At 52.4% G+C, this 12,870-nt stretch carries 11 protein-coding genes and 1 pseudogene; 7 read left to right on the top strand and 5 right to left on the bottom strand.

The window, feature by feature from the left end; all coding sequences use genetic code 11:
* Nucleotides 1-253, top strand: a 253-nt coding sequence (locus HMPREF2572_RS14935; RefSeq protein ID WP_210385315.1) for a hypothetical protein, incomplete at its 5' end; no start/stop codon positions are given.
* Here HMPREF2572_RS14935 and HMPREF2572_RS11595 read toward each other — a convergent pair.
* Both HMPREF2572_RS11595 and HMPREF2572_RS11590 read right to left on the bottom strand, forming a co-directional pair.
* Nucleotides 196-705, bottom strand: coding sequence for a peptidylprolyl isomerase (locus tag HMPREF2572_RS11595; RefSeq protein ID WP_070498784.1), 510 nt, complete (start codon nucleotides 703-705; stop codon nucleotides 196-198). The genes HMPREF2572_RS14935 and HMPREF2572_RS11595 overlap by 58 nt on opposite strands.
* Nucleotides 706-814: 109 nt before the next feature.
* Entirely contained in the window at nucleotides 815-2,230 is a 1,416-nt protein-coding gene (locus HMPREF2572_RS11590; protein WP_070498783.1) for an SLC13 family permease, read from the bottom strand.
* 380 nt (nucleotides 2,231-2,610) lie between these two features.
* Here HMPREF2572_RS11590 and HMPREF2572_RS11585 point away from each other — a divergent pair, with 380 nt between their 5' ends.
* The 6 genes from HMPREF2572_RS11585 (at nucleotide 2,611) to clpP (ending at nucleotide 10,015) form a co-directional block, all read left to right on the top strand.
* On the top strand, nucleotides 2,611-3,309 hold the full coding sequence (locus tag HMPREF2572_RS11585) for a TIGR02117 family protein (protein ID WP_070498782.1): 699 nt from the start codon (nucleotides 2,611-2,613) through the stop codon (nucleotides 3,307-3,309).
* Nucleotides 3,306-4,073, top strand: coding sequence for a type I 3-dehydroquinate dehydratase (gene aroD / locus HMPREF2572_RS11580; protein ID WP_070498781.1), 768 nt, complete (start codon nucleotides 3,306-3,308; stop codon nucleotides 4,071-4,073). Before HMPREF2572_RS11585 ends, aroD begins: the two co-directional genes overlap by 4 nt.
* Before the next feature lie 104 nt (nucleotides 4,074-4,177).
* Nucleotides 4,178-5,026 carry a phosphatidylserine decarboxylase gene (locus tag HMPREF2572_RS11575; protein WP_070498780.1) on the top strand — a complete coding sequence of 283 codons (849 nt, stop codon included), beginning with the start codon at nucleotides 4,178-4,180 and terminating at the stop codon, nucleotides 5,024-5,026.
* A 171-nt stretch (nucleotides 5,027-5,197) separates the two neighbouring features.
* Nucleotides 5,198-7,645 carry a DNA translocase FtsK gene (locus HMPREF2572_RS11570; protein WP_070498779.1) on the top strand — a complete coding sequence of 816 codons (2,448 nt, stop codon included), beginning with the start codon at nucleotides 5,198-5,200 and terminating at the stop codon, nucleotides 7,643-7,645.
* A gap of 351 nt (nucleotides 7,646-7,996) precedes the next feature.
* The gene (gene tig, locus HMPREF2572_RS11565) at nucleotides 7,997-9,307 is read left to right on the top strand and encodes a trigger factor (protein ID WP_070498778.1); all 1,311 of its coding nucleotides are present in this window, start codon (nucleotides 7,997-7,999) and stop codon (nucleotides 9,305-9,307) included.
* Nucleotides 9,308-9,394: 87 nt separating this feature from the next.
* The gene (clpP, locus tag HMPREF2572_RS11560) at nucleotides 9,395-10,015 is read left to right on the top strand and encodes an ATP-dependent Clp endopeptidase proteolytic subunit ClpP (RefSeq protein ID WP_003742152.1); all 621 of its coding nucleotides are present in this window, start codon (nucleotides 9,395-9,397) and stop codon (nucleotides 10,013-10,015) included.
* Between the two features lie 299 nt (nucleotides 10,016-10,314).
* Here the strand turns inward: clpP and HMPREF2572_RS11555 are convergent, their stop codons facing one another.
* The 3 genes and pseudogenes from HMPREF2572_RS11555 to HMPREF2572_RS11550 all read right to left on the bottom strand — a co-directional run bounded on the left by HMPREF2572_RS11555 (nucleotide 10,315) and on the right by HMPREF2572_RS11550 (nucleotide 12,799).
* Entirely contained in the window at nucleotides 10,315-10,851 is a 537-nt protein-coding gene (locus HMPREF2572_RS11555) for a C40 family peptidase (protein ID WP_070498777.1), read from the bottom strand.
* Between the two features lie 67 nt (nucleotides 10,852-10,918).
* Nucleotides 10,919-11,146: pseudogene (locus HMPREF2572_RS15285) on the bottom strand (hypothetical protein); the annotation flags it as partial.
* A 129-nt stretch (nucleotides 11,147-11,275) separates the two neighbouring features.
* Nucleotides 11,276-12,799 carry a phospholipase D family protein gene (locus tag HMPREF2572_RS11550; protein WP_070498776.1) on the bottom strand — a complete coding sequence of 508 codons (1,524 nt, stop codon included), beginning with the start codon at nucleotides 12,797-12,799 and terminating at the stop codon, nucleotides 11,276-11,278.
* Between the last annotated feature and the right edge of the window lie 71 nt (nucleotides 12,800-12,870).

The following is a 12,870-nucleotide window of genomic DNA, read 5'->3' as shown; positions in this document are numbered from 1 at the left end:
TTGTCCTGATTTAAAGTTAATCCACTATAAATCGTCTTTTGTGATGGGGCAAAGCGGGTTTGAGTCCGTAGGCAACGGTTTTGATATCAAAGGTCGTCTGAAAACAAGCGCGGCGGATTACGTTCAAACATTGCCCAATAAAAAAGCAGCCCGTTTCAGGCTGCTTTTTGCGTTATGGGATGTAGCGTGTCAATCTTATACCACTTCGGCTTTGGTGATGACGACGGGTTCGGTCGGTACGTCGTCGTGGTAGCCGTGGCGTTTGGTGGCGACGCCTTCGATGGCATCGACTACGTCAAAACCTTCGACCACTTTGCCGAATACGGCGTAGCCCCAGTCTTGGACGACGGTTTTGCCGTACAGCTCTTTGGAACGGAAGTTCAGGAAGGCGTTGTCGGCGGTGTTGATGAAGAATTGCGCGCTGGCGGAATGCGGGTCGGAAGTGCGCGCCATGGCGATGGTGTATTTCTCGTTGGGCAGGCCGTTGGACGCTTCGTTTTGAATCGGATCGCGGGTTTCTTTTTCGTTCATGTTCTCGTCCATGCCGCCGCCTTGAATCATGAAGCCTTTGATGACGCGGTGGAAGATTACGCCGTCGTAGAAGCCGTCTTTGACATATTGCTCGAAGTTCTTGGCGGTAACGGGGGCTTTGTCGAAATCGAGTTCGATTTTGATGTCGCCTTTGTTGGTGTGCAGGATAATCATGGGTTTCCTTTCGTTAAGAATCTTTTTGGAAATGGTGCTGGGCGGAAAAACTTCAAGGTCGTCTGAAAAATATTCTTTCAGACGACCTTGTGGTTATGGTTTTACGGGTTTACATCAGGATGAAATAAGCCCACAGCGCAACCAATACGATACAGAGGACGTTCAGCAGCAAGCCGACGTTCATCATTTCTCGTTGCTTAATCAAGCCCGTACCAAACACAATCGCGTTGGGCGGCGTAGCAACCGGCAGCATAAACGCGCAAGATGCGCCGATGCCGATAACAAATACCAAGACTTGCTCGGGCAGCCCCATTTGCGTGGCGATGCTGGCGAAAATCGGCACGAGCAGCGCGGCGGAGGCTGTGTTACTGGTGAACTCGGTCAGGAAGATGATGAAGGCGGCAACCACGAAAATCACCAGCAATGCGGGCGAATGGGAGAAGGTGGAGGCAACCTGTTGACCCAATGCTTCTGACGCGCCGGAAGATTGCAGCAGCGCGCTCAAGCTGATACCGCCGCCGAAGAGCATCAATACACCCCAGTCGGTATTGCGGGCGACTTCTTTCCATTGCGCCACGCCGAATACGACGACGGCGACGGCGGCAATCAGGGCGATGACGGTGTCGGGGTTGGAAATGCCGAACGCTTCTTTGATTTTGGAACTGAATACCCAAGCGACGGCAGCAGCCAAGAAAATCAACAGCGCGATTACACGGTGCAGCGTCCAAGGAATAGATTCGGCTTTGACTTCGACGCGTTCGTTCAGATTAGGTTTGAGGATGACGTACATGGAGAACAGCATCAAAGGCAGAATCAACAACATCATTGGCAAGCCGAGTTTCATCCAGCCGACGAAGTCCAGATTCAGGGCTTTGGCGGCAATCATGTTCGGCGGCGAACCGACCACGGTGCCCAAACCGCCGATACTGGCGCAGTAGGCGATACCGAGCAGGACGAAGACGTAGGTTTTGCGTTCTTTTTCTTGGTCGAGGTGGCTCATCATACCCATTGCCAAAGGCAGCATCATGGCGGCGGTCGCGGTATTACTGATCCACATGGACAGGAAGGCGGTAACGGCAAACAACATCAACACCGCGACTTTCATATTGCCGCGCGACAGGCGCAGGAGGCTGACGGCGATTTTGCGGTCAAGACGCTGCATGTGCAGGGCGGTGGCAAGCGCGAAGCCGCCGAAGAAGATGTAAATCGTCGGATCGGCAAAGCCCGCCATCGCTTTTTTGATGTCCATATCGGGGAAGCCGAGCACGACGGCGAGAATCGGCACCATCAGCGCGGTTACCGTGATGTGGACGGCTTCGGTGAACCAAAGCGCGGCAACGAAAATCAACAGCGCGATGCCTTTGTTGGCGTCGGTGCCGTAGGGCAGGATGTGGTAAATGCCGAAACAGACGACGGCGGAGATGATGGTGGTCAGCAGGCCTTTAAAGTCGGTAATCGGCTTTTGCGCGCTGAGCAGCTCGACATTCTCAGGATGCTGGGTTTTGTCCTTTGCATGTAAGTCCATGAAGTATTCCTCTGAAACATAACGCGAAATCGTTAAAACCGCTGATGCCTAGGCTCATCGCCTGACGTTGCTTTTTTATTGATTTCACTGAATCGGTTTTTCTTGTTTCCCGCGTCGGGACGTTCGCAGGCTTTGGATTTCAGGCAAACAAAGCCGTGCAGCATGGCGACGAGTATATTTGTAATCGCGTGTAGTGTAAATATAATGTTAACAATCAGGCGCGGTTTTTTACGAAAACGGATTGATGGAAAACTAAAAATATCTATTTGTTGATTTTCAGACGACCTCCTTTGTAGTTAAAGCGTTAAGGTCGTCTGAAATGCCTAAAACATGCCGTTATCGTGATATGATGCCGCATCTTTAACGACGCTGTCACGTCAATGAAAAAAATATTCAAAATCCTCCTGAAAGCCCTGTTGGCGTTTATCATCGCTGCCATCCTTTACTTTGCCGCCGCCTACATACTTGGTAAGATTCCGCAGGACAGCACTGAAGCCTCCGACGGCGACGTAACCCTTTATCTGCACAGCAACGGCGTACACGCCGACATCGTCATGCCGCTTTCAGACGACCTTTTCGACTGGACCAGCATCATCAATCCTGCCGACAGTCGCGCTGGGCAAGGCAATGCCCCCATCCGCTACGTCGGCATAGGCTGGGGCGAGCGCAATTTTTATTTGAACACGCCGCAGTGGTCGGATTTGACCGCATCTACGGCGGTGCAGGCATTAAGCGGGGTCAACAGCACGCTGATTCACGCCGTCTACTACCGCGATCCGCCGCCTGAAGGCGAAAATACCGTCAAATTCACCGTCAGCCGCGAGCAATACCTCCGCCTGAGTGCCAACCTGATGCGTCATTTCAAATTGAAAGCAGGCAAAGCCATCCCAGTTGTTGGCGCACATTACAGCCCGGACGACGCGTTCTACGAGGCAGAAGGGCGTTACCATCTTTTCAATACATGCAACAGTTGGCTCAACCGCCGCCTGACCGAAAGCGGCATCAACGGCGTCGTTTGGACACCGTTCCCCGATCCGCTGCTCGACAGCCATCGTACCAACACAGCAGAAAAACCATGAAAACCCTGACCATCCGCCATCTTACGCTCGGCAGCGGACAGCCGAAAATCGCCGTTCCCTTGGTTGCCCGAGACGAAGCAGCCTTATCCGCCGCCCTGAAAAACCTCGAACACGCCTGTTTCGATATTATCGAGTTCAGAGCCGACTATTTCGCCCAAGCAGGCAATCCCGAATACCTGCTCGCCCAAGCCGCAGCCGTACGCCGTGCGTTTCCCGAAACCCCGCTGCTGTTTACCTTCAGGCGCGCGGAGGAAGGCGGCGAATACCCTTGCAGCAAAGCGTATTATTTCGAGTTGCTCGATAAAGCCGCCGCTTCAGGCATTATCGACATCATAGACATCGAGCTTTCCGCCGGTGAGAACGAAGTCCGCCAAGCCGTCGCCACTGCCAAAGCGCACAACACCGCCGTCCTGATGAGCAACCACGATTTCCATCAAACGCCCGCCAAGTCGGACATCACAGGTCGTCTGAAAAAAATGGAAGAAGCAGGCGCAGACATCTGCAAAATCGCCGTGATGCCTCAAAGTCCCGCCGATGTCCTGACGCTTTTGGACGCCACTTGGGAAGCTCGTCAAGCCGCAAACCGTCCGATTGTTACCATTTCTATGGGCAAACTCGGACTCGTCAGCCGCATCGCAGGCTCAACCTTCGGCTCCGCCATCACGTTCGGCACGGCAGGAACCGCCTCCGCCCCCGGTCAGCTCGATTCTGCCAACCTGAAAAACATTTTGGATGTTTTGGAAAACGGTAACACCGCCGGATAACAATAAATATAAAAAGACAAAAGGTCGTCTGAAACAGCGTTCAGACGACCTTTGTAGGATATTCCGCTATAATGGCGGCAAAATTTGAATAGAAAAGGAAAATTATGAACCGTCTGTACCCCCACCCGATTATCGCCCGCGAGGGCTGGCCGTTTATCGGCGGCGGTTTGGTATTGAGTTTGCTGGTGTCCGCCTGCTGCGGCTGGTGGTCGCTGCCGTTTTGGATTTTCACCGTATTTGCCCTGCAATTTTTCCGCGATCCCGCCCGCGAAATCCCGCAAGACCCCGAAGCGATTTTAAGCCCCGTTGACGGACGCATCGTCGTCGTCGAACGTGCGCGCGATCCTTACCGTGATACCGAAGCGTTGAAAATCAGCGTGTTCATGAACGTTTTTAACGTCCACTCACAAAAATCGCCTGCCGACTGCACCGTGACCGCCGTCGAATACAACAAAGGCAAATTCCTCAACGCCGATTTGGACAAAGCCAGTACAGAAAACGAACGCAACGCCGTACTGGCGACTACCGCGTCAGGACGCGAAATTACCTTCGTCCAAGTCGCAGGCTTGGTTGCCCGCCGTATTTTGTGTTACACCAAAGTGGGCGAGAAATTGACTCGCGGCGAACGCTACGGCTTTATCCGCTTCGGTTCGCGCGTCGATATGTACCTGCCGGTTGACGCGCAGGCACAAGTTGCCATCGGCGACAAAGTGACTGGTGTGCGCACCATTTTGGCGCGCCTGCCGCTCCAAGCCCCTGAAGCTGTTGCGCCGACTGAAAAACCGACTGCCGCCGCACAAGCGGAAACGCCTGCTTCAGAGCAAACCGTTTCAACACAAACCGTTCCGGTACAAACCGTTTCCGAAGTTGCACAATCTGAAGTTGCACAATCCGAAATCGAAGCGGCTGCCGATAAAGTCCGCAATGCCGCAGAGCAAGCATTGAAAGACTGATGGCTGAGTGTTAAGCAAGAGGTCGTCTGAAAACCTTTTCAGACGACCTTGTTTTATCAGAAACGGTAAATACGGTATAATTTAAACCTTACACACATTACACCCGACGGATTGATTCCCCGTCGGTTTTCCCTTTTCAGACGACCTATACCGAATATCAAAAATCCATCCATGACCGCAAAATCCTCTAAAACCGCATCCAAACCGAAAGCCAAAACAAACGCCAAACCGACTACACGCCGTCAAAGCCAAACCAAGGCGCAGACCGAGCCGAACAAGGTTTCCGAGCGTTTGAAGGCTGCCAAAGCGCTGCAAAAAAATGAAGAAAAAAAAGCGCGCCCCGAACACGTCGTCAATCTGATTAACGACGCGCTGTGGCTTTTCGGGCTGATGGTGACGGTCTTTATCGCCATTTCCCTCGCCAGCTTCAAAATGACCGACCCGGCATGGTCGCGCAGCGTGCCGAAACCGGACGGCATCGCCAACTTCGGCGGGCTGTTCGGCGCGTATGTTTCCGATGTCGGCTATTATCTTTTCGGACTGTCGTTTTGGTGGTGGATCGCCGCTTCGTGCGTTTTCCTCTATAAAAATTTCCGCCCGCTGCAAAAGCGCGAAAACTACAAATCCTACAACCATGGCGTTGCCGCGCTGGCTTTGTTCCTGCTTTTGGTGTGCAGCCCGATTCTCGAATACTTCACCCTTCAAAATACCTTGGACGAAACCCTGCCCGTCGGTGCGGGCGGTTTGGTCGGTGCTTTGGCAGGTTCGGGCTTGGCTTGGCTGTTGGGCAAATCCGGCAGCCTGCTGATTATGTGCGTCATGCTGCTGCTTTCCGTTTCCTTGCTGGCGCAAGTGTCTTGGCTGGAAGTCATGGCAAAAACAGGACGCAATACCGAAAGCCTGTTTTCAGGCATTTGGGGTCGTCTGAAAAAGGCATTGGGCAGACGAAAAGACGACGGCTCGACCGCCGAAGCATTGGAGACTGAAAACACCCGCCGCATGGTGAAAGAAGCCAAAAACATCACCGCCACGCCTGTTGCCCCGCTTGCAGGCAGTACCAGCAACCGCAAATCCGTCGCGGTCTCCGTTGCGCCGCCGCCCAAAATTCAGGCTTCTTTGTTTGAAGACAACGAGCCGCAACAAACAGGCGAATACCACAAACCCAGCATGAGCCTGCTGCGCCTGCCCAACGGCGAACCTGTCAGCATCAATCCTGACGAATTGGAGCGCACTGCCGAGCTGATTGAGTCCAAGTTGGCAGAGTTCGGCATCGGCGTGCAAGTCGTGTCCGCCACTTCCGGCCCTGTGATTACGCGTTATGAAATCGAACCCGCGCAAGGTATAAAAGGCAGCCAAATCGTTGCCCTGTCTAAAGATTTGGCGCGTTCCATGTCGCTGCAAGCCGTGCGCATTGTGGAAACCATCGCGGGTAAAAACACGATGGGCATCGAGTTGCCCAACGAAAAACGCCAAGACGTCATGTTGAGCGAAATCTTGTCTTCGCCCGTGTTTACCGAAGCCAAATCCAAGCTGACCGTCGCGCTGGGCAAAGACATCGCCGGTACGCCCGTCGTCGGCGATTTGGCAAAAATGCCGCATCTTTTGGTCGCCGGTATGACCGGTTCGGGTAAATCCGTCGGCGTGAACGGCATGATTATGTCCATGCTTTTCAAAGCCACGCCCGAAGAAGTCCGCTTTATTATGATTGACCCGAAAATGCTCGAATTGAGCATTTACGACGGCATTCCGCACCTGCTTTGCCCAGTCGTTACCGATATGCGCGAAGCGGGGCAGGCGTTGAACTGGTGTGTCGCCGAAATGGAAAAACGCTACCGCCTGCTTTCCCATGCCGGCGTGCGTAATCTGGAAGGTTTCAACCAAAAAGTCGAAGCCGCCAAAGCATCAGGCAAACCCATGCCCAACCCGTTCAGCCTGAATCCGGACGATCCCGAACCGCTCGAAAAACTGCCGATGATTGTGGTCGTTATCGACGAGTTGGCAGACCTGATGATGACCGAACGCAAAGCCGTCGAGCAACAAATCGCCCGCCTCGCCCAAAAAGCGCGCGCCGCCGGTATCCATATGATTGTTGCGACCCAACGTCCGAGCGTCGATGTCGTCACCGGCTTGATTAAAGCGAATATCCCGACGCGTATGGCGTTTACCGTACAAAGTAAAATCGACAGCCGTACCATTCTCGACCAAATGGGTGCGGACGAACTGCTGAAATACGGCGACTCCCTGTTCCTGCAACCGGGCAGTGCCGAGCCGACCCGCCTGCAAGGTGCGTTTGTTTCAGACGACGAAGTGCATCAAGTCGTTAACTACGTTAAATCGCAAGCCCCTGCCGACTATATCGAAGGTCTGCTCAGCGGAGAAGCCGCGCTGGAAACCACCAATATCGTCAATCCGAATGCGGGCAGCGACGAACTGTTCGACCAAGCCGTCGCCTACATTTTGGAAAGCAAAAAAACTTCCATCTCCTCCCTGCAACGCCAGTTGCGCATCGGCTACAACCGCGCCGCCAACCTGATGGAAGCGCTCGAAAACGCCGGTGTCGTTTCTCCTGCAGACATCAACGGCAGCCGCAGGATTCTGGCGCAAAAAGACCAATTGTAATTCCGATAAAAGTCACAGGTCGTCTGAAAACCGGTTATACCTGTTTTCAGACGACCTTTTTATGATGTCGGATTCAATACCTTATTTTATCGGGGCAAAATCGGCCCGTCTATCGATGTTATAGTGGATTAAATTTAAATCAGGACAAGGCGAGGCAACGCCGTGCTGGTTTAAAGTTAATCCACTATATTATCCAGTCAATCAAACATTGTGATATACTAGCCAGCTAATTTTCCTGCCTTTTGCAAGCAACGGACGATAAAAGCCCCGATGGGCCGGAGCCGCTTTTGCAGTCATCATTGGCAAAAGGATTTCCATTTTTTATTTAACACAACAAATTAAGGTCTTACGATGAGCGTAACTGTTGAAACTTTAGAAAATCTGGAACGCAAAGTAGTGCTGTCTCTGCCTTGGTCCGAAATCAACGCAGAAACCGATAAAAAACTGAAACAAACCCAACGCCGTGCAAAAATCGACGGTTTCCGTCCGGGTAAAGCACCTTTAAAAATGATTGCCCAAATGTACGGTGCAAGCGCTCAAAATGATGTCATCAATGAAATGGTCCAACGCCGCTTCTACGATGTTGCCGTTGCCCAAGAATTGAAAGTTGCCGGCTATCCGCGTTTCGAAGGCGTTGAAGAACAAGACGATAAAGAATCCCTGAAAATCGCTGCGATTTTCGAAGTGTTCCCTGAAGTCGTTATCGGCGATTTGTCTGCGCAAGAAGTCGAAAAAGTAACCGCTTCCGTCGGCGATGCCGAAGTGGACCAAACCGTAGAAATCCTGCGCAAACAACGTACCCGCTTCAACCATGTTGAACGCGAAGCCCAAAACGGCGACCGCGTCATCATCGACTTCGAAGGCAAAATCGACGGCGAACCTTTTGCCGGTGGCGCATCCAAAAACTACGCCTTCGTATTGGGCGCAGGTCAAATGCTGCCTGAATTTGAAGCCGGCGTAGTCGGCATGAAGGCAGGCGAGAGCAAAGACGTTACCGTCAACTTCCCTGAAGACTACCACGGTAAAGACGTTGCCGGTAAATCCGCCGTCTTCACTATCACATTGAACAATGTATCCGAACCCACCCTGCCTGAAGTTGACGCCGACTTCGCCAAAGCATTGGGTATCGCCGACGGCGACGTTGCCAAAATGCGCGAAGAAGTGAAGAAAAATGTAGGCCGCGAAGTTGAACGCCGCGTGAACGAACAAACCAAAGAATCGGTAATGAACGCGCTGCTCAAAGCCGTAGAGCTGAAAGCACCTGTTGCTTTGGTAAATGAAGAAGCCGCCCGTTTGGCAAACGAAATGAAACAAAATTTCGTCAACCAAGGCATGGCTGACGCTGCCAACTTCGATCTGCCTTTGGATATGTTCAAAGAGCAAGCCGAACGCCGCGTATCTTTGGGTCTGATTTTGGCAAAACTGGTTGAAGAAAACAAACTGGAACCGACTGAAGAGCAAATCAAAGCCGTTGTTGCCAACTTCGCAGAAAGCTACGAAGATCCTCAAGAAGTGATCGACTGGTACTACGCAGAGCCTTCCCGCCTGCAAGGTCCGACTTCTTTGGCAGTAGAAAGCAACGTCGTTGATTTCGTTTTGGGCAAAGCCAAAGTAACCGAAAAAGCTTTGTCTTTTGACGAAGTGATGGGCGCACAAGCCTAATCATCTTCAAAAGGTCGTCTGAAACAGGCAACTTGAAAGCACCAAAGCACCCCTTTGGTGCTTTCGCAACATTGACAGGAGACAAAAATGTCCTTCGATTTCAATAATTATCTCGTTCCTACCGTTATCGAACAAAGCGGTCGCGGCGAGCGTGCATTTGATATTTACTCGCGCCTTTTAAAAGAGCGCATCGTATTTTTGATCGGCCCGGTAACCGACGAATCCGCCAATTTGGTGGTTGCCCAGCTGTTGTTTTTGGAAAGTGAAAATCCGGACAAAGATATTTTTTTCTATATCAATTCGCCCGGCGGCTCGGTAACGGCAGGCATGTCGATTTACGACACCATGAATTTCATCAAGCCCAACGTCTCGACTTTGTGCTTGGGACAAGCGGCAAGCATGGGCGCATTCCTGCTCTCGGCAGGCGAAAAAGGCAAACGTTTCGCCCTGCCCAACAGCCGTATCATGATTCACCAGCCTTTAATCAGCGGCGGTTTGGGCGGTCAGGCATCCGACATTGAAATCCATGCCCGCGAGCTGTTGAAAATCAAAGAGAAACTCAACCGCCTGATGGCGAAACACTGCGGCCGCGACTTGGCAGATTTGGAACGCGACACCGACCGCGACAACTTCATGTCCGCCGAAGAAGCCAAAGAATACGGCTTGATTGACCAAGTTTTGGAAAATCGTGCTTCTTTGCAGGCTTAAATGTTTGATTTGAGCAATTGAAACACACGCTGACAGAAGACGCGCTGATTATTCCGCTATTTCGCCTGTACAACGGAGCGGCTGTTTTTGATGAGGCTGCTTGGGTAAGGAAAGAGCGGTTTTGTTGAAGCGTCGCCGACGGCGGTGTTTGAATGGATTTGACGAAAAGGTCGTCTGAAAACTTGAAAGACAGGTTTTCAGACGACCTTTTTGATTTGCTGCATTGGAATTGAGATTACGTTAACGACGTTGGTTCGTTTTTGTCTTGTGTCGATAGATGAAGAATCCCGCTGTATGCCTTATTCCGTAAAGAAAGTATGCGCGCCGAGATAATGTTTAGCGTAATACGGGCTGGAGAGTTTTTCGGTTTTGATGGTTTTGCCGCTGCTTGGGGCGTGGATAAATTCACCGTTGCCGATGTAGAGGCCGACGTGGGAATATTGGGATGAACCACCGGTGTTGAAAAAGACGAGGTCGCCGGCTTTTAATTGGTTGTCGGGGATTTTTCGGCTGGCTGCCGCCATGTCGCGGGCGGTTCGCGGGAGGCTGACATCGAGGGCGTTTTTATAGACGAATTGAATCATGCCGCTGCAGTCGAAGCCGGTGGCAGTGCTGCTGCCGCCCCATCTGTAAGGCGTGCCGACTAGCCCCATGCTGTGCAGCATAAGTTCTTGCGAGCCTTGAGTGCGGTCGATGTGGCTGATGCGGACGGGTTGGACTGTTCGGGCGGTGGTGTGGGTTTTGGTCTTTGGATGGTGTTTGCCGGAAAAAAGGCCGCAGGATGCGAGGGGCAGGATGATGGCGGCGGTCAGGGCGGTACGGATAATCGGTTTCATGGGATTCCTTTTAGGGACATTTCAGACGAGGTCTGCATGAGGTCGTCTGAAAAAAGTTTTTCTGTTTCTACGAATATGAGCGTAAAGAACGAAAGGGTGAGAAAAACGAAAAATACGGTTTGGCGCAGATGGGTGAACGGACTGGTTTGTTTTTGATAATGTTCGGTTTTATCGGCAGGCTAATGTATAGTGGATTAACTTTAAACCAGTACGGCGCTGCCTCGCCTTTCCGTACTATCTGTACTGTCTGCAGCTTCGTCGGCTTGTCCTGATTTAAATTTAATCCACTATATTGCGGGTTGAAAACGAGTCCGTGGCTTTGTACGGTAACTTGATATTGTGTCGGGTCGATGTTTGTGTAGTTTGTTTTGAGGTCGTCTGAAAACTTGAAATACAGGTTTTCAGACGACCTTTTGTTCGGGTTTTACAGCAATCCTTCTATCGGCAGGATGGAGAGGATTTTGGAGGTAACGCGTTTCCAAAATTTCGCTTCCGGCTCGGTGGAGTAGGTTTTTTGGGTGGTGGGGTCGTACCAGTGAAGTTTGTTGTATTTGTCGAGGGTGACCTGATAGGCGTATTTCGGGGTGGTGTTGACGAGGGTGCGCTGCATTTCGCCTGCGATTTTGGGGCTTTCGAGGACGACGCCCATTTCGGTGTTGAGTCTGGCGGAGCGCGGGTCGAGATTGAATGAGCCGATGAAGACGCGTTTTTCGTCCACGATGAAGGTTTTGGCGTGCAGGCTGGTGGCGGAGCTGCCGGTCAGACCGCGGTCTTTGGTGGTGGGGACGGCGTGGTTGGGTTGCAGCTCGTAGAGTTTGACACCGGCTTTGAGCAGGGGCTTGCGGTATTTGACGTAGCCTGAATGGACGGCGGCGACATCGGTCGCTTGGAGCGAGTTGGTCAGGACGGTTACGTCCACGCCATTTTTGACGAGTTGGTCGAGCGCGCGTACGCCTGATTTGGTGGGAACGAAATAGGGCGAAACGAGATAGACGCTTTTTTCGGGTGTTTTCAGGGCGTTTTGCATGCGGTCGAAAATGGGCGGTTTGTGGCGGTCGCGGTCCAGCCCTTTGGCGGGGTCGTCGCTGATCAGGCGGGTGTGGACGCTTTGCCAGTCTATGCTGTTGCTCTGCATTTTTTTGTAGAGTTCGGAATTTTCGATGCTGCTGCGGTAGCGGCTGAGGGTTTCGTTTTTGTCTTTGTCGTTGTAACCCAGCTCTTGGAAGCCTTTTTCGATATCGCCTTTTTTGATGATGCTGGCGACGGTGTAGGAGGAATGGCTTGCCCAATAGCGGTCGAAGTCTTGGGAAACTTCGGTCACGACGCGGCCGGTGGCGAGGATGTCGAGGTCGGCAAAGATGGTGTCTTCGCCGACTTTAAAATATTCGTCGCCGATATTGCGCCCGCCGAGGATGGTGGCGCGGTTGTCGGCGGTGAAGGATTTGTTGTGCATCCGGCGGTTGAGGCGCGGGAAGTCGGTCAAATAGCCCAGCGCGCGCCATTTGCGGCGGACGAAGGGGTTGAACAGGCGTATTTCGATATTGGGATGGCTGTCGAGGGCGAGCAGGACGTTGTCCAGACCGTTGGTGTTGTTGTCGTCCAGCAGCAGGCGCACGCGCACGCCGCGTTCGGCGGCACGGTGGATCAGGTTGAACATGAGCTTGCCGGAGATGTCGTTGTGCCAGATGTAGTATTGGAGGTCCAGGGTGTGGTCGGCGGCTTCAATCAGGGCGGCGCGGGCGACGAAGGCTTCGTGCGCGTCGTTGAGCAGATAGACATTGGAAATATCGCCTCCGGTTTTGGCAGTAGCGGTGTTGAGCAGGGCATCCATGCGCGGGGCGGAACGGATGTCGAGGTAGTGGCTCTCAGGGCGCTCGTCCAGTGAGGGCAGGCCGGCGCAACCTGTCAGAAAAACTGGAAGCATAAGGATGAGATGGATTTTTTTCATTCTTGAGGGCGTTTCAGACGACCTTTTTTGCTGAAACGGTATTTTTATAGTGGATTAACTTTAAACCAGTA

The organism is Neisseria sp. HMSC064E01, assembly GCF_001808875.1.
Lineage (GTDB): Bacteria > Pseudomonadota > Gammaproteobacteria > Burkholderiales > Neisseriaceae > Neisseria > Neisseria sicca_A.
Note: the sequence above shows the minus strand (reverse complement) of the source record. Positions and strands in the feature narration are given on the sequence as shown.

Excerpts from the sequence above, each read along its gene's own strand:
- HMPREF2572_RS11595 (WP_070498784.1), bottom strand. The coding sequence starts at position 705 with ATGATTATCCTGCACACCAACAAAGGCGACATCAAAATCGAACTCGAT.
- HMPREF2572_RS11590 (WP_070498783.1), bottom strand. The coding sequence starts at position 2,230 with ATGGACTTACATGCAAAGGACAAAACCCAGCATCCTGAGAATGTCGAG.
- HMPREF2572_RS11585 (WP_070498782.1), top strand. The coding sequence starts at position 2,611 with ATGAAAAAAATATTCAAAATCCTCCTGAAAGCCCTGTTGGCGTTTATC.
- aroD (WP_070498781.1), top strand. The coding sequence starts at position 3,306 with ATGAAAACCCTGACCATCCGCCATCTTACGCTCGGCAGCGGACAGCCG.
- HMPREF2572_RS11575 (WP_070498780.1), top strand. The coding sequence starts at position 4,178 with ATGAACCGTCTGTACCCCCACCCGATTATCGCCCGCGAGGGCTGGCCG.
- HMPREF2572_RS11570 (WP_070498779.1), top strand. The coding sequence starts at position 5,198 with ATGACCGCAAAATCCTCTAAAACCGCATCCAAACCGAAAGCCAAAACA.
- tig (WP_070498778.1), top strand. The coding sequence starts at position 7,997 with ATGAGCGTAACTGTTGAAACTTTAGAAAATCTGGAACGCAAAGTAGTG.
- clpP (WP_003742152.1), top strand. The coding sequence starts at position 9,395 with ATGTCCTTCGATTTCAATAATTATCTCGTTCCTACCGTTATCGAACAA.
- HMPREF2572_RS11555 (WP_070498777.1), bottom strand. The coding sequence starts at position 10,851 with ATGAAACCGATTATCCGTACCGCCCTGACCGCCGCCATCATCCTGCCC.
- HMPREF2572_RS11550 (WP_070498776.1), bottom strand. The coding sequence starts at position 12,799 with ATGAAAAAAATCCATCTCATCCTTATGCTTCCAGTTTTTCTGACAGGT.